Raw genomic sequence first — 19,425 nt, forward strand, 5'->3', positions numbered from 1 at the left:
AGTATTAAAGGGAGAGAGCCGCCGTGTTTTCACGTTACAAGAAGCAGCCCGAAGCGCAGCCGGTTCAAACCCCGGCCGCAGCACCCGCACCTGCTGTTGAGACAAAGCCCACGACCACCGCCGTTGCCCGCAGACCGACACAGAAGAAACCGGCCGAACCCGCCGGTGCAGATCGTGATCGCAAGCGCAAAGAGCGTCTTGGCGAAATCAAGATAGAACTGCACCGCGAATTGCTGGAAAACCTGAACCTTGCAGCCCTTGAAAATGCAGGCGAGGCCGAGTTGCGCGCTGAAATCAGTGCGATTGCCAGCGAAGTTCTGGAATCGCGCAGTATCGTCCTGAACCGCGAGGATCGCACGCAGCTGAACAAAGAGCTGTACGACGAGGTGACGGGCCTGGGCCCGCTTGAAACCTTACTGCAGGACGACACGGTCAACGATATTCTGGTCAACGGCCCTCAGCAGATCTTTGTAGAACGCAACGGCAAGCTGGAAATCAGCGACATCACTTTCAAGGATGAAAAGCACCTGATGCGGATCATCGACAAGATCGTGTCCGCCGTGGGTCGCCGTGTCGATGAATCCAACCCTTACGTTGACGCCCGTCTGGCCGACGGTTCACGTTTCAACGCGATGGTGCCACCAATTGCGGTGGATGGGTCTCTGGTCTCGATTCGTAAGTTCAAGAAGGACAAGCTGGGCATTGATGACCTGGTAAATTTTGGTGCCTTCACCGAAGAAATGGCCGCCTATCTTCAGGCTGCCGTGTCCACCCGACTGAACATCATCGTTTCCGGTGGTACGGGTTCGGGAAAAACGACCACGCTGAACGCCCTGTCGAGCTTTATCGACGACGCCGAGCGTATTCTGACCATCGAGGACACGGCGGAACTGCAGCTACAACAGACCCATGTGGGACGGATGGAAAGCCGTCCGCCCAACGTGGAAGGCAAAGGCGAAGTCAGCCCGCGCGACTGTCTGAAAAACGCCCTGCGTATGCGCCCCGACCGTATCATCGTGGGTGAGACACGTGGCGCCGAGGTGATTGACATGCTGCAGGCCATGAACACTGGCCACGATGGTTCGATGACCACCATTCACGCCAACTCGGCACGAGACGGTATTTCACGTCTTGAGAACATGATCGCAATGGCCGGGATCGAAATGCCGATCAAGGCGGTTCGCAGTCAGATTTCAAGCGCTGTGAACCTGATTGTTCAAGCCAGCCGTCTGCAAGACGGTTCGCGCCGCATGACCTCGATCACCGAGATTACGGGCATGGAAGGCGACGTGATCTCAATGCAGGAAATCTTTAAATTTCAACGCGTTGGATTGACACCTGACAACAAGATCATTGGGCACTTCACCGCCACCGGCGTGCGCAGCCACTTTTCCGAGCGCTTCCGCCTGTGGGGCTTTGATCTGCCCGCTTCGGTCTATGAACCAACGACTATGTAGGAGATCTGACAATGCAACTGCCTGTTGAGGCGCTCATTTATGTCGTGATCTTCGCTGCGGTTTTCGCGTTGGTCGAAGGTATCTATCTGGTGGCGTTCGGCAAATCCATAAGCCTGAACAGCCGCGTGAACCGACGTCTGGATATGCTCGAAAAAGGCGTCGGACGAGAGCAGGTCCTGGAACAGCTGCGCAAAGAAATGCAGCAGCATATGAAGACGCAGAGCATCCCACTTTATTCGCTGCTTGCTGACAAGGCGCAAAAGGCGGCGATCGCTTTCACCCCCCGGCAATTGATCTTGGTCATGGTCCTACTGTCAGGCTTTGCCTTTGTGGGGCTAAGCATCGGCACAGCAACCGAGATGCTTCTACGGGTGGCGCTGTCCGTCTTTATCGGCGTCGGCGGCGTCTACGTATGGGTTAATCGCAAAGCCAACAAGCGCATGAGCATGATGGAAGAGCAACTGCCAGACGCGGTTGAGCTTATGGTGCGGTCCCTGCGCGTGGGTAACCCGTTTGTGTCGTCCATTCAGATTGTTGCGAACGAGGTCCAGGATCCGCTGGGTACCGAATTTGGCGTAATCGCAGATGAATGCGCCTATGGCCGTGACGTGGGTGAGGCATTGAAGGATTTGGCCGAACGTCTGGACATGCAGGATCTTCGCTTTTTGGCCGTTGCCGTTGGTATTCAGCAGCAATCGGGCGGTAACCTGGCCGAAATTCTGGCCGGTCTGGCCAAAGTGATCCGGGCGCGCTTTCGCCTGTTCCGCAGGGTTAAGGCGATCACGGCCGAGGCGCAGTGGTCCGGCAAGTTTCTGTCCGGCTTCCCGCTATTCTGTCTGGTGTTCATTCTGGTGACGGACCCGGGCTACTATGACGACGTGATCGATCACCCGTATTTCATCCCGGCCTGTTTCTTTGTTGGCATCATGCTGACAGTGAACCTGATCGTGATGCGCGTTCTTACAAACATCAAGGTCTGAGGGGATTACGATGGAAATTCTGGGCCCATTCAACGACCTGATCAAACAGTATCTTGGTGAATTCGGACCGCTTATCCTGGTTGGAGTTTTGGGGCTGATCATGATCCTGATCGCCCTCACACTGATCATGAAGCAACCGGAAGACCCGCTGAAAAAGCTTCAAAGATCGACCGCAGCGCCAAAGCAGGACAAGAAAACCAAGAAAGACAAGCTGCGCACCGCCAGCCGCAACGAGCAGCTTGAAAAATTCGCCACATTCCTTGAACCGCAAAACGAGGATGAACTGTCGGCGATGCAGCTCAAGCTGCGGCAAGCCGGGTATCACTCGAAAGACGCGGTCCGGTTTTTCCATTTTGCGCAGTTCGCACTGGGCATCACCGGTATCCTGATAGGCGTTTTGTTGGTGACTGTTCTGTCCGGCGGTCAGGAATTCACGGCGCAACAAATGGCGATCCGTGTTCTGGTACCTGCCGCTGCGGGGTATTTTCTGCCGCGCTACTGGATCACGCGGCGCGTTGATGAGCGTAAAGAAGCAATTACGTCAGGCTTTCCCGACACGCTGGACCTGATGCTGGTCTGTGTCGAGGCCGGTCAATCGCTGGATCAGGCTATCGTCCGCGTTGCGGGCGAAATGAAGGCGTCATACCCTGACATTGCACAAGAATTCGAAGTTGTGGCCTACGAGCTTAAGGCCGGTAAGGACAAAGACACCGTTCTGCGCGATTTCGGAACCCGCTGCGGTGTGCAGGATGTCAGCTCATTTGTGACGGTGATGATCCAGTCGGCCACGTTCGGTACTTCGATTGCCGAAGCACTAAGGGTATACGCGGGTGAAATGCGCGACAAACGCGTCATGCGCGCCGAGGAAGCCGCGAACAAGTTGCCAACCAAGATGACGCTTGCCACAATGATCCTAACGGTGCCGCCCTTGCTGGTCATTCTGGTCGGGCCGTCGGCGAAAGGGATCGCTGATTTTGCAGCGGGTAATTGATAACCCATTACTGTCAGGCTTCAGGCGCATTCAGTCGTGGATACGCCGTCCTTTAAAGGCCGCCATGGTGATCGCCATGGTGGCCTCTTGCACAGAAACGGGGCTGCCCGATGATCTGAACGCCCCAGGGATCGACCCGAAAGGTGAAAGCGTAGATGAGATCACCGTCGGAAATCGGCTAATGGCATCCGGTGAGTACGAACTGGCGTTGGATGCATTTACACGCGCCGCGCTGGACCAGGGGATGACAACACAGATTTTGACGTCGATGGGAACGGCCAATCTGGGCCTCAGGCGTCTAGGCCAAGCCGAGACACTGCTGCGTCGGGCCGTCAAAGATGACTCCGAATGGCCCGTTGCCTGGAACAATCTGGGCGTTTTACTGATGGAAAAGGGTGAATACCCCGAAGCGGCACAGGTCTTTAAACGCGCCTATGCGTTGGACAATGGCGAAAGTGACGCAATCCGCGACAATTTACGCTTGGCACTCGTAAAAATGGAAAATCCTGTTAATAATACCGCAGAACAACAAGAATTTACGCTGGAGCAGCAAGGCGACGGGCAATTCAAGCTGCGCAGGCTCCCGCAAAATGGGCAAGAGCAGTAAGGGACGCAAAAATGCGCCAACAATTCTTGATAGCACCGATGCTGGTGTGCGGGCTGGTTTTGTCTGCCTGCGAAAAAGAAACCGAGGAAGAAAAAGTCGAACGCACCTATCAGGAGGTCAACGTCATTGACGAGACCAACCTGAGCGAGGTGTTGCTGACAGCCGCCGATCCGAATGAGGCGGTTGCTTATTTCCAAGGTGCCGCTTCCAAAAACCCGGACCGGATCGACTTGCAACGCGGGTTGGCAATCTCGTTAACCCGCGCGAAACGTACGACCGAAGCCGCGTCTGCCTGGAAAAAGGTGACGTCGATGAAGGGGGCCGGGAATGTCGACAAGGTTGAATATGCCGATGCTCTGGTGCGTTCGGGCAATTGGAGCCAGGCCAAAACGGTGCTGGATTCCGTCCCCCCCACATACGAAACCTTTAAACGTTACAGGCTTGAAGCCCTGGTCGCCGACTCCAGAGAAGATTGGAAGCGTGCAGATCACTTCTATGAAACTGCGGTCGGCCTGACCACGCGTCCTGGTGGTGTCATGAACAACTGGGGATATTCCAAGCTGACCCGCGGTCAATACGCCGAAGCCGAGCGTCTGTTTACCGACGCAATTCGGCAGGACAAGTCTTTGTTCACCGCCAAGAACAACCTCGTGCTGGCACGGACCGCGCAAGGAAATTACAGCTTGCCGGTCGTTCCAATGACGCAAGTAGAACGCGCCATGCTGTTGAACACAATGGGTATTTCCGCGGTCAAGCAAGGGGACGTGGCGACAGCCAAAAACTTGTTCCGAGAGGCCATTTCCACCCATCCACAGCACTATGATGAGGCTGTCCGCTCGCTCCGCGCGCTTGAGGGCACCTGATTTATGAGCATTCCTGCGGCTGCATCTCTGTTGTTCCTGCCGTTCGTTCTGCCGATTTGCTTGTACGTGGCGTTCACGGATATGCGGTATATGCTTATCAAGAACCACGCCGTTGTTGCGTTGGCGATTGTTTTCGTCGTAATCGGCTTGTTCGTGTTGCCCCCGTGGTCGACCGAATGGACGACGTTAAGCGTTGGATCGTTTAGCGTCGCCCTTCCCCCATATGTTTGGCACTTGCTGCATATCGTTTTTGTCTTGATGCTTGGTATCTTGCTTAATTCGGCTGGCGTCATTGGGGCAGGCGATGCCAAGTTCCTCGCCGCCGCCTCACCCTTTGTTTGGGTTGGGGACTTGAACCTGATCCTGTTCATTCTGGCGACGACCACAGTTGCAGCATTTGCTGCACACCGACTAGCCATGCACACACCATTGCGTAAAATGGCACCGGATTGGGAAAGCTGGAACAGAACCAAGCACTTTCCGATGGGTCTTGCCTTGGGTGGCAGTCTGGCCATTTACCTGATCCTTGGTACTGTCAACGGTTCGTAAACTATCATTAACCCGCCTTTTCACTGCCTTGGTCCTGACACAAAGCGGGGCCAAATTTTTCGCAAGCAGCCCATTGTGGGATTTTTTGCGTGAATAGTAGATAGACGGGCAACGCTCATGAATATGCAGACAACCGCGGTTATGGCCCCCCCTGCCCCCAAGGGTCTGGGCGAAATGAAGCTACCGATCGTTATGATGCGCGACATCATGTTGAAAACGATCTTCCGAAAGAACGCTGATACCGTGTCCGAAATCGCCGCGGCGATCTGTTTGCCGGGGTCCGTCACGCAAGAATTGATCGACATGGCCCGCGAGCAAAAATTGATCGAGGCCACAGGAACGTTGAACGCCAACAGCGGCAATGAAATGGGGTATCAACTCACCGATGCCGGTAAGGCCCGCGCCTTGGACGCGCTGAGCCAGTCCGAATATTTCGGCGCTATGCCGGTACCGCTGGATGTCTACCGCGAACAGGTTGAACGGCAGTCGATCCGAAACATACAGGTCACGCGCGATCAGCTGACGGGTGCGATGGGCCATCTGGTTCTGCCTGACAGCTTGCTGGACCAACTTGGTCCGGCAGTCAGTGCAGGCCGCTCTGTTCTGATGTACGGCCCCCCGGGCAACGGGAAGTCGTCGATTTCCAACGGGATCAGGGACGCCTTGGGCGATAACGTATACGTGCCCTTTGCCATCGAATATGCCGGTCAGGTGATCACGGTTTATGACCCCATCGTTCACACGGCGATTGAGCAGGAAGCCGACGACCCCAACAGCCTGCGCCGCCGCAAACGGTTCGACTCACGCTATGTTCAGTGTGAACGCCCGACTGTAGTGACCGGTGGTGAATTGTCGCTCAGCATGCTGGACCTCGTCTATAATCCCACCGCGCGGACTTATCAGGCGCCGCTACAGCTCAAGTCCACCGGCGGCATTTTCATCGTGGACGACCTTGGGCGTCAGCAAGAACCTCCTCAGGCGCTGATCAACCGCTGGATTGTTCCGCTGGAAGAGAACAAGGATATTCTGGGCCTGCAATCAGGTGAAAAGTTCGAGGTGCCCTTTGACACGCTGGTCATCTTCTCGACCAACTTCCACCCGAATGAGATCTTTGACCAAGCGGCCCTGCGCCGGATCTTCTTCAAGATCAAGATCGACGGTCCGAACCAGGAAAACTTCCTGAAAATCTTTGCGATGGTCGCCCGCAAGCGCGGCATGCCGTTGGACGAGGCCGCTCTGGTGCATCTGTTGAAGGTCAAATACCCAACCATCAATAACATCTATGCGAACTATCAGCCGATCTTCCTGATCGACCAGATGATCTCGATCTGCGAGTTTGAGGGTATTCCCTATCAGATGAGCCCTGACCTGATCGACCGCGCGTGGTCCAACATGTTCGTCAAAGACGAAGCAATCGTTAAATAACCCCGTGCCAATTCCGTAAAGGGTTGGGTAATCTGCGCGTATGACGCAGATTCCCGCCCGGATCACTGATTGGTTTGCCACCAAGGGCTGGTCCATCCACCCTCATCAGCAGGAAATGTATGACCGGGCCTCGGACCCGGCAACGTTACTGATTGCGCCCACCGGGGGCGGCAAGACTATGGCCGGGTTCCTGCCAACTCTGGCTGATTTGGCTCAGCACGAACACGCAGGTCTGCACACGATCTATGTTTCGCCCCTCAAGGCACTGGCGGCCGATATTCGCCGCAACCTGCGCGGGCCAGCGGATGAGATCGGCCTGCCTATTCGGATCGAAGACCGTACCGGCGACACTTCGGCCACGCAAAAGAAACGGCAGCGGGTGGACCCGCCGCATATTCTGCTGACCACGCCAGAAAGCCTTGCACTGCTGACCTCTTATGAAGACGCACACCGAATGTTCGCAGGTGTCCAGCGCGTGATTGTAGATGAAATTCATGCCTTGGCGGAAAGTAAGCGCGGGGATCAGTTGATGCTGACCTTGGCCCGGCTGCAGTCCTTGTGTCCCGGCCTGCGCCGGGTCGGCTTATCAGCCACGGTCGAGAACCCTGACGCCATCGCGCGGTTTCTGGCCCGCCACCCTGACCCGTGTCAGATCGTTCAAGCTGACCCCGGTCCTGACCCGGACATACAGATGCTGGAAACCGCCGAGATGCCGCCTTGGTCGGGCGGAGGTGCGGCTTATTCGATCCCGGCTGTGCTGGAGCAGATCAAGCAACACAAGACCACGCTGATCTTCCACAACACCCGCGCACAGGCCGAGATTTTCTTTCACAACCTCTGGCTTGCCAATGACGACGGCCTGCCCATCGGTATCCACCACGGCAGTCTGGACCGGCAACAGCGCGAAAGGGTCGAGGCCGCCATGGTACGCGGTGATCTGCGCGCGATCGTCTGCACCGGCAGTCTCGATCTGGGCATTGATTGGGGCGATGTTGATCTGGTGATCCAGATCGGCGCGCCCAAGAACGTCAAGCGGTTGGTTCAACGGATCGGACGCGCCAACCACCGCTACAATGCACCGTCCAAGGCCTTGCTCGTGCCTGCTAACCGGTTTGAGGTGGTGGAGTGCATTGCCGCGCTCGAAGCGGCCAAGGCACATGACCTGGATGGCGAACCGCGCGGATCTGGCCCCCGCGACGTATTGTGCCAACATATCCTCATCGCTGCCGCGGCGGGGCCGTTTAACGCAGACACGCTGTTTGGCGAAATGACTACGGCTGGACCGTACGCGGCGTTAGGCCGCGCCGAATTTGATGACTGTCTGGAATTCTGCGCGACCGGAGGTTACGCCCTGCGTGCCTATGACCGCTGGCAACGGCTGCAGCAGCGCCCGGACGGGCTGTGGCAGCTACGCGACCCCCGTGCGGCGCAGCGTATCCGAATGAATCTTGGCACCATTCAGGATACCGATACGCTGAAAGTGCGTCTGAAACGCAATCGCGGTGGAAAACCGCTGGGCGAGGTCGAAGAGGCCTTTGCCGCATCGCTCACCCCCGGAGATACCTTTCTGATCGGCGGGCAGATCGTGCGATACGAAGGCCTGCGCGAAATGGTGGTCGAGGTCACACAACGCGCCGACAAGAAGCCCAAAGTCGCGACCTTCATGGGCACCAAGTTTGCCACCTCCACGCAGCTGAGCGACCGTATCCTGAGGATGTTCGCCCAACCCAATTGGCCGCAGCTTCCCAAACATACTGCCGAATGGCTTTCCCTGCAGCGGGATATGTCCCGCCTGCCCCAACGCGACCGGCTTTTGATTGAAAGTTTCCCCAATGACGGCCGCGAGCATCTGTGTGTTTATGGCTTCGCCGGACGGAACGCGCAGCAAACGCTGGGCCTGCTGCTGACCAAGCGAATGGAAGAGACCGGGTTTGCGCCACTTGGATTCGTAGCCACCGACTATGCAACGCTGATCTGGGGGTTGGATGCAGTGACCGACCCTCGCCCCTTGTTCCAGATGGACGCTTTGCGCGACGGGCTTGAAAACTGGCTGGCCGGAAATGCCGTGATGAAGCGCACCTTTCGCGCCTCGGCCACGATCGCCGGTTTGATCGAGCGGAACACGGGCGGGCAACGTAAAAGCGGGCGTCAGGCAACGTTTTCCTCGGATATCCTGTACGACACACTTCAGAAATACGATCCAAACCACTTGCTTATGCAAATCACCCGGGAAGAGGCCATGCGTGGATTGGTGGATTTTGGCCGGATTGAATCGATGATGGCACGTATAGGAGACCGCATTGACTTACTGCGCCTCAAACACGTGTCGCCTCTGGCTGCGCCGTTGTTTCTTGAAGCTGGCAAGGTTCCCGTCAAAGGCGCGGCCGAGGAACGCCTTTTGGCCGAAGAAAGCGCACGTCTTTTGCAGGCGGCTGGGTTGGAGCTCGGCTGATACCACTTGCGTCCATCGACGAAACAGGCAAAGAACGGATCATGAACGAAGTGACGTTTTCCTTTGTCGGGCAAAACCTCAGCGCCTTGGGCTCCGGTGCCTTATGGTGGCCAGATCAAAGCCTGCTCTGCGTGTCCGATCTGCATTTGGGCAAGTCCGAGCGTATCGCGCGCCGGGGTGGACCAACTCTGCCACCATATGACAGCAGGGAAACACTGACCCGGCTGGCTGCCGATATCACCCGAACCAATCCCGGCACCGTCATTTGCCTTGGCGACAGTTTCGATGACCTGTATGCCTCGACTGAATTGGAATTTTCTGAAAAGCAGGACATCACGGCCTTGCAAGCCGGTCGCCGTTGGATCTGGATCGAAGGCAACCACGACCCCGGCCCTATTGATCTGGGCGGTACGCATCTTGTGGAATATGAAGTCGGCCACCTGACTTTTCGACATATCGCGCATCCTGGGGCGCAGGCCGAGGTCTCAGGCCACTATCACCCCAAGGCGCAGCTGAGAGCACGGGGGCGTTCTATCACCCGGCCGGCCTTTCTGATAGATCAGTCGCGGCTGATCCTGCCAGCCTATGGCACTTATACCGGCGGTTTACACAGCTCAGATCACGCTTTGAGCACACTGATGAACGATCCGGCGATGGCCATCCTGACGGGTCCGCAGCCTCGGATCATTCCGATGCCACGATAAGGGCGGCTACAGAAGACCATCCTGTTCAAGCTGAGGTTTATACTTTCGGCTGACAGGCACCAAGTCATTGTTTTTCAAACGCAGAAACGTTTTTCCGCCCCTCTTTTCCACCCGGTCAATAGCGGTGTCCGTCACCCAGTGGGATCGATGGGTGCAGTGCCCCGACACGGGCTCCATCTCGGCAATGGCATCACTGAAACGGGACCGGATCGTGAATGTTCCTTCTGTCGTTACCACATCTACAAAGTGATCCCGAACCGTCAGCCGAAAAATCTGCCCACCGAAGGACCCCGGCAACCGCTTTACCAGTCGCGGCGAAACGGCGGCGGTCTCAGGTCGTGCTGCAGATGGTTGGTCATAACCGCGGATCAGAACCAACCCGGTTGCAAGCAACGCACCGTATGGTGCCACCGAAAGCATGTCCGGGGCCGGCTGTCCGCCATAGGAAAAAAGCAGATAGGACAAAAACCACATCGACGGCACAAACAATCCAAGGATCAACGCAACCAAGGCAACGTCACGCCATGAAAAATACGCGCCTGTGAAATAGGTCTTGGTCACGTATTTCGATCCCCAGATGACCGCCAATGCCAACCCGACAACCCCAAACCAAAAGATCAGCCGTTCAGAAAACGGCAAGTAGAGCTTAGGAAAAGGTTGGAACGTGTATGCCAGCAAAGCGGGAAACACGAGACCCGCAACCACTCTGCGCACTTTAAGCTCGGCCAGAAATCGGCTTGGCACGACTGTCAAACTCACTCAAAATTTGCCGCCGACTGAAGCCAGCCTGCATCTCCGTCGGCGCGTGATTCAATTCGTAACAGACTGGAATTGTGTCTTTATCATCGAAAACACAGACATTCAGATCCGGTTCAATAAGCTCCGGCGATCTTTAAATACCAATGGGTCAAAGGGCGAATAGCCCTTTGACCCATACAAGCTTTAAAAACGAAAATTGTTAGGCGGTCAGGCCTTCCGGTTCGGTCAGGCCGTTGGCGCGACAACACGCGGTCAGCGTATTGGCCAGAAGGCAGGCGATCGTCATCGGGCCAACTCCACCGGGAACTGGGGTAATTGCACCTGCACGTTCCGCTGCACTGGCGTAATCCACATCGCCGACCAGCTTGTTCTTGCCGTCGCGCTCAATCCTGTTGATGCCGACGTCGATGACCGTCGCACCCTCTTTGATCCAGTCGCCGGGCACCATCTCGGGGCGGCCAACGGCGGCTATAACAATATCTGCGCGGCGCACAACGTCGGGCAAATCCTTGGTCCGTGAATGCGCGATCGTCACGGTGCAGCTATCGCCCAGCAGCAGTTGCGCCATCGGCTTGCCGACGATGTTCGAGCGGCCAATCACAACCGCGTCCATACCCGAAAGCGAGCCGTGATAATCGCGCAGCATCATCAGGCAACCCAGCGGGGTGCAGGGCACCATCGACTTCTGACCGGTGCCCAACAAACCTACGTTCGAGATGTGGAAACCGTCGACATCCTTGGCCGGGTCGATTGAGTTGATCACAAGGTCTTCGTTCAGGTGCTTAGGCAGAGGTAGCTGAACCAAGATACCGTGCACGTCCGGGTCATTGTTCAGCTTGGCGATCAGCGCCAGCAGGTCTTCTTCGGTGGTCTCGGCATCCAGCTTGTGTTCGTACGAGTTCATGCCGACCTCAACAGTCTGCTTGCCTTTGGACCGTACATAGACTTGGCTGGCCGGGTCTTCGCCCACCAGAACCACGGCAAGCCCCGGTGTGATGCCGTTTTCCTCTTTCAGTTTGCCCACCTGATCGGCCACTTGGGCACGCACCTTGGCCGCAAAAGCCTTGCCGTCGATTACCTGCGCTACCATCCTTTGATCCCTTCTTTCAAAAAACGGATCGGGCGCCATATGCGCCCGGTTTTTCATTCGGGGCCGAGCACACGTTCTTCGCGGGCAATCGACCAGTCAATCAAGATACGCCAGAGTTTCTCGGCAAGATCAGGGTCCATGCCCAGCTCATCGGAACTCTGGCGTACGCGCTGCACCACGTCTTCGACACGATCCGGAATGCGGGCTGGTAGCCCCTCGCCGGGTTTCAGCTCGGACGCGCGATCAATATAGCTTGCGCGCGTTACCAACAACTCGATCAATTGGCGGTCCAGCTTGTCGATCTGAGGCCGCAATTCCCGCATTGAGTTGCAGTCTTGTGGCGGTATCAGAGTGGGCATTTCAATCTCCTCACGGCCCGGGGATATCCCCGGACCACGAGATGTATCATTCGGGCGCTTAGAACAAGCCCTCGATCTGACCTTCATCGTTGAGGCGAATCGTCTCAGCCGCAGGTTTGCGGGGCAGGCCGGGCATGGTCATGATCTCACCGCAGACAACCACGATGAAACCGGCGCCAGCAGACAGGCGAACCTCGCGCACGGGAACCGAGTGGCCAGTGGGCGCACCGCGCAGGGTCGGGTCAGTCGAGAATGAGTACTGGGTTTTCGCCATGCAGACCGGCAGATTGCCGTAGCCCGCAGCCTCCCACTCGCGCAATTGGTTGCGAATCTTGTTGTCGGCCAGAACCTCGTCGGCGCGGTAAATCCGCTTGGCGATGGTTTCGATCTTTTCGAACAGCGGCATTTCATCGGGGTAGATCGGCGCAAAGTTGGCTGAACCACCTTCGACGATCTCAACCACTTTCTCGGCCAACGGTGCTGAGCCTTCTGAACCCAGTTCCCAGTGGCGCGACAGGATGGCCTCGACACCATGTTCGGCACAATAGGCCTTAACCGCCTCAACTTCGGCATCCGTGTCAGTGACAAAGTGGTTGATGGCGACAACAACCGGAACACCGAAGGATTTCACGTTCTCGATATGACGGCCAAGGTTGGCGCAACCGGACTTTACCGCATCGACGTTTTCTGCACCCAAATCGGCCTTGGCCACACCTCCGTTCATCTTCATCGCACGTACGGTGGCAACCAGAACGACAGCCGACGGAGCAATCCCTGCCTTGCGGCACTTGATGTTCATGAATTTCTCGGCACCCAGATCGGCACCGAAACCAGCTTCGGTTACGACATAGTCGGCCACTTTCAACGCCGTCTTGGTGGCAATGACCGAGTTGCAGCCATGCGCGATATTCGCGAACGGGCCACCGTGAACAAAGGCAGGGTTGTTTTCCAGCGTCTGCACAAGGTTAGGCTGCATCGCGTCTTTCAGCAGGACGGTCATTGCGCCTTCGGCCTTGATGTCGCGGCAGTAGACCGGGGTTTTGTCGCGGCGATAGGCTACGATGATATCGCCCAGACGCTTTTCCAGGTCTTGCAGGTCGGTTGCCAAGCAGAGGATCGCCATGACCTCAGACGCGACAGTGATGTCAAAGCCTGTCTCACGTGGGAAACCATTCGATACGCCGCCCAACGAGGCGGTGATTTGACGCAAGGCACGGTCATTCATGTCAACCACGCGGCGCCATGCCACGCGGCGGATATCGATTTCACATTCGTTACCCCAATAGATGTGGTTGTCGATCATCGCAGACAAAAGCGAGTGCGCCGACGTGATCGCGTGAAAGTCACCTGTGAAGTGCAGGTTCATTTCCTCCATCGGAACAACCTGCGCGTACCCGCCGCCCGCAGCACCGCCTTTCATGCCAAAGTTCGGGCCAAGCGAGGCTTCGCGGATGCAGATCATCGCGTTCTTGCCGATGCGGTTGAGACCGTCGCCCAGCCCAACGGTTGTGGTGGTCTTACCCTCACCCGCGGGGGTCGGGTTGATTGCGGTGACAAGGATCAACTTGCCGTCTTCGCGGTCCTGAACCGAGTTGATGAAGTCCTGACTGACCTTTGCCTTGTCATGGCCGTAAGGCAGCAGATCAGCAGACTCGATGCCAATTTTCGCGCCAATTTCCTGAATCGGCTTCTTGTTTGCCTCGCGGGCGATTTCAATGTCGGATTTATAGCTCATTGGGCAGGGTCCCTGATTTAATGCCGTGCTAAACCGGCGCGATGCGTCGGCGCTGGGAAACCCATACCGTTGTGTACCAGAGAGATGGCTATAGATTCCGACATAATCATGCCGCGAAACGGCGTTGAAGCGGATCAGGCGCTGCTCATCGGAAACATGCGGACCTTAAGGCGCCCAATTCCGCTGATCCGGCACAAAAAGGGACATGGTATCGCCCAGCCTCAATTCTCCGGGCCGTTCGACCCATGCGGTGATACCACGCCGCCCCTGGGCAGCCGCCTTGAATGCCGCGCCATGGCCGGGCAAGTCTGCTTCAATCTCACGTCCCGGAAGCACGCAGGGGCGGTTTTCCATGTCGACCACTATGGTCAGACCACCGGCAACCTGAAGCCGTGACGATGGTGGAACATGCGTGAAGTCAGGGATACCACGCAGCACAAGGGTGGCCCCCAGAAAAGACGGGTCCAAACGCTGAACGCCCATCTCTTTTGCTGTCGCCTCAATCTCTTCCAGAGACAATACAGACAATTGCCGGACGTTGCGGATTTCAGTTCCCTTTGGGTAAAGGTTGGCCATACGTACGCAGGACGCCCTGTTTTCACCTTCATGCCGCGCCCCAAGGTCACCCGAAAACCCAAGGTCCAGCCAGTCAACCGCTTTGGCCCGAATACTGGTTCCTGCGGGGACATGGCCCAGCCAGACAACCTCTGCCTCATAGTCGGTCTTGCGTAAAACCGGCATGCTTGTTCCCCGTCTCAGCCACTTATTGAAGCGCACTAGAGGACAGAAAGCCAAGAATGAAAAGACAAAAAAAAGACCCGGGACATTGCCCGGGTCCAGTCTGTTTAAGCCGAGGGTTCCGGCTCCATCCCGCCTTCGGGCGGAGACTTTTTGACCTTGGTTTTTGGAATAGCGGTCACGCTGGGGGCGCTGCCTGCGTCAGGCTTGTCGCCTTCGTCATCGCTTTCGTTCGGGGACTCACCGTTCATGACGCGCTTGATCTCATCGCCAGTCAGGGTCTCATACTCCAGCAATCCTTGCGCCAGCCGCTCCCACTCTTCGTTTCTGTCGCTCAGAATCGTGTGCGCACGCTCATAGCCCTGTTGGATCAGGCGCTTGACCTCTTCTTCGATCAACTCCTTGGTATGCGCAGAGACCGAGAAGCCGGCGGTGTTGCCCTGATAGCCCTCATGGGCTTCGGCGTAGTCGATGTTGCCCACCTTGTCCGACATGCCCCAGCGCATGACCATCGCGCGCGCCAGCTGGCTGGCCTGCATGATGTCGCCCGCCGGGCCGTTTGAGACGTGATCCTCGCCGTATTTGATAACCTCAGCGGCTTTACCGGCCATGGTCATGGCAAGCTTCTGCTCACACTCGTCACGATGATAGTTCAGGCGATCCATTTCCGGCAGCGAGACAACCATACCCAACGCGCCACCGCGCGGAATAATAGTCGCTTTATATACCGGATCACACAGCGGCAGTTCCAGGCCAACCACGGCGTGACCAGCTTCGTGATATGCAGTCTTTTCCTTCTGGTCCTGAGTCAGCACCATCGAGCGGCGCTCAGCCCCCATCATCACCTTGTCTTTGGCGTTCTCAAAGTCTTCCATGGTGACAAAGCGGCGACCCACGCGCGCGGCCATTAGCGCGGCTTCGTTGACGAGGTTCGCCAGATCAGCACCCGAGAAACCCGGCGTGCCCCGCGCGATGATGCGCAGATCGACATCAGGCCCAAGTGGCGTTTTGCGGGCATGAACGCCCAAAATTTTCTCACGGCCTTTGATGTCGGGGTTGCCGACGGTCACGTTGCGGTCGAACCGGCCCGGACGCAGCAGCGCAGGGTCAAGAACGTCCTTACGGTTCGTCGCGGCCAGAATGATCACACCTTCATTCGCCTCAAACCCGTCCATTTCAACCAGCAACTGGTTGAGGGTCTGTTCGCGTTCGTCGTTACCACCACCGTAACCGGCACCACGATGGCGGCCCACGGCGTCGATTTCGTCGATGAAAACAATACAGGGCGCGTTCTTCTTGGCCTGTTCGAACATATCGCGCACGCGGCTCGCGCCCACGCCCACGAACATTTCGACAAAATCAGAGCCTGAGATGGTGAAGAACGGCACACCCGCCTCACCTGCAATGGCACGGGCCAGCAAGGTCTTACCTGTACCCGGAGGGCCAACCAGCAGCGCGCCTTTAGGAATCTTGCCGCCCAAGCGCGAAAATTTCTGCGGGTTGCGCAGGAATTCGACAATCTCTTCCAGTTCTTCTTTGGCTTCATCAATGCCCGCAACGTCATCGAACGTCACTCGGCCGTGCTTTTCGGTCAGCATCTTGGCCTTGGATTTGCCAAAGCCCATCGCGCCACCTTTGCCACCACCTTGCATCCGGTTCATGAAATAGACCCAGACACCGATCAGAAGCAGGAACGGTAGAAGTGTGATCAGGAATGATTGGAAACCCGATTGTTGCTGTTTAACAGCCTGAAATGGAATGTTTTCATCAAGCAACAGCTTGGTGACTTCGGCATCACCGGGCTTGATGGTTACATAGCTTGCGCCGCTTTCGGTGGTGTAGCGGATCTGCTCACCATCAACCGTCACATTTTTGACGTCGCCGCTTTCGACAGCGCTGACAAAATCGGAATATGTTCTTTCGTTACTTTGGAGCGTTCCGCCCTGACCGCTGAAAAAATTAAACAGTGCAAGGATCAGTAGAAACAGAACGACCCAGAAGGCGATGTTACGAGCGTTGCCCAAGGAAGATCTCCCACAAGATTTCGGCAGATGGAGGTCTGCCGCTTTGATTTATAAAATAGAGAGGATTCAAGCAGGTTCAATGCGATAAAATTGAAGAGTAGAACTCGGGCCGATGTGGCGCAAATTCGGCTGTCCAACCATTTGAATAAGCGGCCAAAGGCGCCGAAAGCAGTTTTTCCCCCTTCCAAACTGCGGGTGAGGATAAAAGCGCCTTGCGGGGTTTTCCCAAGTCTCGCCAGTCGGGCACTTGCGGCAAACCGTCCTTTCCGAGCACGCGCACCTCGGCACCGGGCGACGGTGGTCCCGATAGAATCCAACGGCTATCCCAAACCTCGTTCGGAGCGGCGGTTTCCGCCGCCACTGCGTTTAGCTCCCTGCAAAACCACGTTTTATTGGCATGCGGGATCAATAAGCAGCCAGATAGCGTCATTGCCCGACCATCCCTGACAGCCGCAACAGCCTGATCAACCGCAGTCCGACGCGGCGCGTACCCCTGCCCCGCAATCCATGCGATGATCGCCACAATCAACCGCCGTTGAATTTCTGCCGGGACCTGTTTGAAACCACCCCGGTCCAGACAGACATCCCCGCCATCTACTACAGAGATGCTACGCGCGGATTCTTGCGTATAGCGCGCCAAAGCCTCACGCGCTTGTGCAAGATTTTCAGCCACCCGGGCCAAAGATTGCGCAGAAATCCCTAATGTCTTGAGGTCCTGCAGCGCTTTGCGCGCCTTGATCCGGTCGAACCTCTGATCCTGATTCGACGGATCTTCAACCCAGCCCACACCAAGCTCTGACAGATAGTCCCGTAAGGTTTGCCGCGTGATACCCAGCATCGGACGCAGCAATATGACGCCATTGCGAACCCTTGCATTGGGCATTCCAGACAAGCCTGTCACACCAGCCGCCCGACCCAACCGCATCAGCACAGTCTCAGCCTGATCGTCCGCCGTGTGGCCAAGTACAATCGCCTCGATCTCGTTGCGCCGCGCCCAATCCGTCAACAACCGGTATCTTGCCTGTCGGGCTTGGTCCTGCAAGTTCCCTGCACCATCCCAGTCCTGCCACAGGAGCGTTTCATGCGCGATACCCAAACGCGCGGCCTGATCCGCCACCTGCTTGGCCTCATCAGGGGCCTCGGGACGCAGCCCGTGGTTCACGGTTGCTGCAAACAGGTGGATATTTTCGGACTGCGCAATCTCATGCAGTAGATGCATGAGCGCGACCGAGTCCCCTCCGCCGGACACAGCAATGCCCAATCGCTGCGGCAGATGTTCGGGCAGCCCAGCGCGCAGTTCAGATCGAAGCGTTTCGGCCTGACGGGTCAAGAACAGCCCAGCGACGCCATTTCCTGCGTGGCCGCAGACACCGTGGCCGAGGCTGGAAAGCGCACGCCAACTTCGGACAGGGTAATGCAGGCCTGATCGGTCTGTCCCAGCCGCCCCAAAGCCGCACCCAATTCAAAGAGCGCTTCGGGTGCAAAGGTACCTTCGGAGTCGCCGGTAAAACTGGCGAGGAACGCCCGTGCGGCTTCACGCGTGTTGCCCAGCCCTTCAAGCGCCTGACCGCGTTTCAGATGCGCCTCGGGCGCAAGCGGGCTTCCGGGGTACGAGATATCGAACTGCGCAAACTGATCGGCCGCAGCCTGAAAATCCCCTTCGGCCAGCGCCAGTGCAGCAGCTTCGAAGTCGGACTGCTCACCAACCGCCAACTCTCCTTGTTCGGTCACGGCTGGGGCGAGCGGAGAAGCCGGTGCAGCGGCGGTGATCTCTGCTTCGCCGCCCAAAGTCGAGGTCTCACCCAGCGTGCTCAGATCGCCGCCCTCAAGTTCGACAAGGCGGAATTCAAGGTCGCCGATCCGGTTGGTACCGTCGGTCACGATATTCTGCACCCGCTGGTTCAACTGTTCGGTCTGACGTGTCAGGCGCTGCAACTCGGCCTCGATGGCATCTACACGCTCGAGAACGGAACTGCCGGACAGGTTCGGGGCCGGCGAACCGGTCGTCGAAAACTCACGCTTCAGGCGCTGTATTTCGACGTGAAGCACGGTCAATTCCTGCCGGATATCCGCCAAAGTCTGCTGATCCTGTGCTTGTGCCACACCGGCGGTCGCAACAACCGCGGCCAGAATCCATCCTGCAATTCTCATCGTCTTACCCCAAGGTTGAACCGGTCAGCACCGTCACCGCGCGGCGGTTCTTGGAATAGCAATCCTCGGTGCTACAAATCTCGATCGGGCGTTCCTTGCCATAGCTCACGGTGGTCAGACGGTTGCCCGCCACCCCGCGAGAGATCAGGTATTCTCGGGCTGCATTCGCCCGGCGCGCGCCCAAAGCAAGGTTGTATTCGCGCGTACCTTGTTCATCCGCATGCCCCTCTATGGTCGCGACATAGTCCGGGTTGGCCAGCAACCACTGGGCCTGACCCTCAAGGACCGTCTGAGCCTGCGCTGTCAGGGTCGATTGATCCACCGAAAACAGAACCCGGTCGCCAATCGTTTGCTGGAAATATGCCGGTGAACGCGGATCGCTGGGTGAGCCCGACGCAAACGCCCCATTTGCGCCATTCGCGCCATTGCCAAAGCCGCCCAGGCCGGATGGGTCGTTATTGGTACAGGCTGCCATCGCGGTCAGCGCACCCAAGGCTATGATTTTGCCCAATACATTCATTCCAAGTGCCTCGTTGTTTTA

Annotated in this window: 18 protein-coding genes; 9 read left to right on the top strand and 9 right to left on the bottom strand. The window is 57.1% G+C overall.

All coding sequences use genetic code 11. The features are described 5' to 3' along the window. The first annotated feature begins 23 nt into the window (after positions 1–23). The 9 genes from LCM21_RS04945 (at position 24) to pdeM (ending at position 10,028) form a co-directional block, all read left to right on the top strand. Positions 24–1,457 carry a TadA family conjugal transfer-associated ATPase gene (locus LCM21_RS04945; RefSeq protein ID WP_224889571.1) on the top strand — a complete coding sequence of 478 codons (1,434 nt, stop codon included), beginning with the start codon at positions 24–26 and terminating at the stop codon, positions 1,455–1,457. 11 nt (positions 1,458–1,468) lie between these two features. Beyond that, positions 1,469–2,437: a type II secretion system F family protein gene (locus LCM21_RS04950; RefSeq protein WP_068337621.1), complete on the top strand. Its 969-nt coding sequence runs from the start codon at positions 1,469–1,471 to the stop codon at positions 2,435–2,437. A 10-nt stretch (positions 2,438–2,447) separates the two neighbouring features. After that, positions 2,448–3,428 (top strand): type II secretion system F family protein, encoded by a 981-nt coding sequence (locus tag LCM21_RS04955; RefSeq protein ID WP_224889572.1) that lies wholly within the window; start codon positions 2,448–2,450, stop codon positions 3,426–3,428. A 64-nt stretch (positions 3,429–3,492) separates the two neighbouring features. Continuing rightward, a complete protein-coding gene (locus tag LCM21_RS04960; protein WP_224889573.1) occupies positions 3,493–4,035 on the top strand; it encodes a tetratricopeptide repeat protein in 543 nt (180 codons plus the stop codon). Positions 4,036–4,046: 11 nt separating this feature from the next. After that, complete coding sequence (locus tag LCM21_RS04965) at positions 4,047–4,898, top strand: tetratricopeptide repeat protein (protein WP_224889574.1); 852 nt, start codon at positions 4,047–4,049, stop codon at positions 4,896–4,898. Between the two features lie 3 nt (positions 4,899–4,901). After that, on the top strand, positions 4,902–5,447 hold the full coding sequence (locus LCM21_RS04970; RefSeq protein ID WP_224889575.1) for a prepilin peptidase: 546 nt from the start codon (positions 4,902–4,904) through the stop codon (positions 5,445–5,447). Between the two features lie 117 nt (positions 5,448–5,564). Then, the gene (locus LCM21_RS04975) at positions 5,565–6,872 is read left to right on the top strand and encodes a P-loop NTPase family protein (RefSeq protein WP_224889576.1); all 1,308 of its coding nucleotides are present in this window, start codon (positions 5,565–5,567) and stop codon (positions 6,870–6,872) included. Between the two features lie 40 nt (positions 6,873–6,912). Further along, the gene (locus tag LCM21_RS04980) at positions 6,913–9,324 is read left to right on the top strand and encodes a ligase-associated DNA damage response DEXH box helicase (protein WP_224889577.1); all 2,412 of its coding nucleotides are present in this window, start codon (positions 6,913–6,915) and stop codon (positions 9,322–9,324) included. A gap of 41 nt (positions 9,325–9,365) precedes the next feature. Beyond that, on the top strand, positions 9,366–10,028 hold the full coding sequence (pdeM, locus tag LCM21_RS04985; RefSeq protein WP_224889578.1) for a ligase-associated DNA damage response endonuclease PdeM: 663 nt from the start codon (positions 9,366–9,368) through the stop codon (positions 10,026–10,028). A 6-nt stretch (positions 10,029–10,034) separates the two neighbouring features. On the opposite strand, the gene LCM21_RS04990 is transcribed toward pdeM, so the two are convergent. The 9 genes from LCM21_RS04990 to pal all read right to left on the bottom strand — a co-directional run bounded on the left by LCM21_RS04990 (position 10,035) and on the right by pal (position 19,404). Beyond that, positions 10,035–10,787 carry a LytTR family DNA-binding domain-containing protein gene (locus LCM21_RS04990; protein WP_224889579.1) on the bottom strand — a complete coding sequence of 251 codons (753 nt, stop codon included), beginning with the start codon at positions 10,785–10,787 and terminating at the stop codon, positions 10,035–10,037. Between the two features lie 199 nt (positions 10,788–10,986). Then, positions 10,987–11,877, bottom strand: coding sequence for a bifunctional methylenetetrahydrofolate dehydrogenase/methenyltetrahydrofolate cyclohydrolase FolD (folD, locus tag LCM21_RS04995; RefSeq protein ID WP_224889580.1), 891 nt, complete (start codon positions 11,875–11,877; stop codon positions 10,987–10,989). A 53-nt stretch (positions 11,878–11,930) separates the two neighbouring features. After that, positions 11,931–12,236 carry a chorismate mutase gene (locus tag LCM21_RS05000; RefSeq protein ID WP_224889581.1) on the bottom strand — a complete coding sequence of 102 codons (306 nt, stop codon included), beginning with the start codon at positions 12,234–12,236 and terminating at the stop codon, positions 11,931–11,933. Between the two features lie 58 nt (positions 12,237–12,294). Beyond that, positions 12,295–13,971, bottom strand: coding sequence for a formate--tetrahydrofolate ligase (locus tag LCM21_RS05005; protein ID WP_224889582.1), 1,677 nt, complete (start codon positions 13,969–13,971; stop codon positions 12,295–12,297). A 165-nt stretch (positions 13,972–14,136) separates the two neighbouring features. Continuing rightward, a complete protein-coding gene (locus tag LCM21_RS05010; protein ID WP_224889583.1) occupies positions 14,137–14,712 on the bottom strand; it encodes an MOSC domain-containing protein in 576 nt (191 codons plus the stop codon). A gap of 104 nt (positions 14,713–14,816) precedes the next feature. Next, positions 14,817–16,733, bottom strand: coding sequence for an ATP-dependent zinc metalloprotease FtsH (ftsH, locus tag LCM21_RS05015; protein ID WP_224889584.1), 1,917 nt, complete (start codon positions 16,731–16,733; stop codon positions 14,817–14,819). A 76-nt stretch (positions 16,734–16,809) separates the two neighbouring features. Further along, on the bottom strand, positions 16,810–18,063 hold the full coding sequence (gene tilS, locus LCM21_RS05020; protein WP_224889585.1) for a tRNA lysidine(34) synthetase TilS: 1,254 nt from the start codon (positions 18,061–18,063) through the stop codon (positions 16,810–16,812). Then, complete coding sequence (gene ybgF / locus LCM21_RS05025) at positions 18,060–18,884, bottom strand: tol-pal system protein YbgF (protein WP_224889586.1); 825 nt, start codon at positions 18,882–18,884, stop codon at positions 18,060–18,062. Before ybgF ends, tilS begins: the two co-directional genes overlap by 4 nt. Positions 18,885–18,888: 4 nt before the next feature. Then, positions 18,889–19,404 (bottom strand): peptidoglycan-associated lipoprotein Pal, encoded by a 516-nt coding sequence (gene pal, locus LCM21_RS05030; protein ID WP_068337644.1) that lies wholly within the window; start codon positions 19,402–19,404, stop codon positions 18,889–18,891. Positions 19,405–19,425: the final 21 nt, after the last annotated feature.

It is taken from the genome of Ruegeria profundi (assembly GCF_020171505.1).
GTDB classification, from domain to species: Bacteria; Pseudomonadota; Alphaproteobacteria; order Rhodobacterales; family Rhodobacteraceae; genus Ruegeria; species Ruegeria profundi.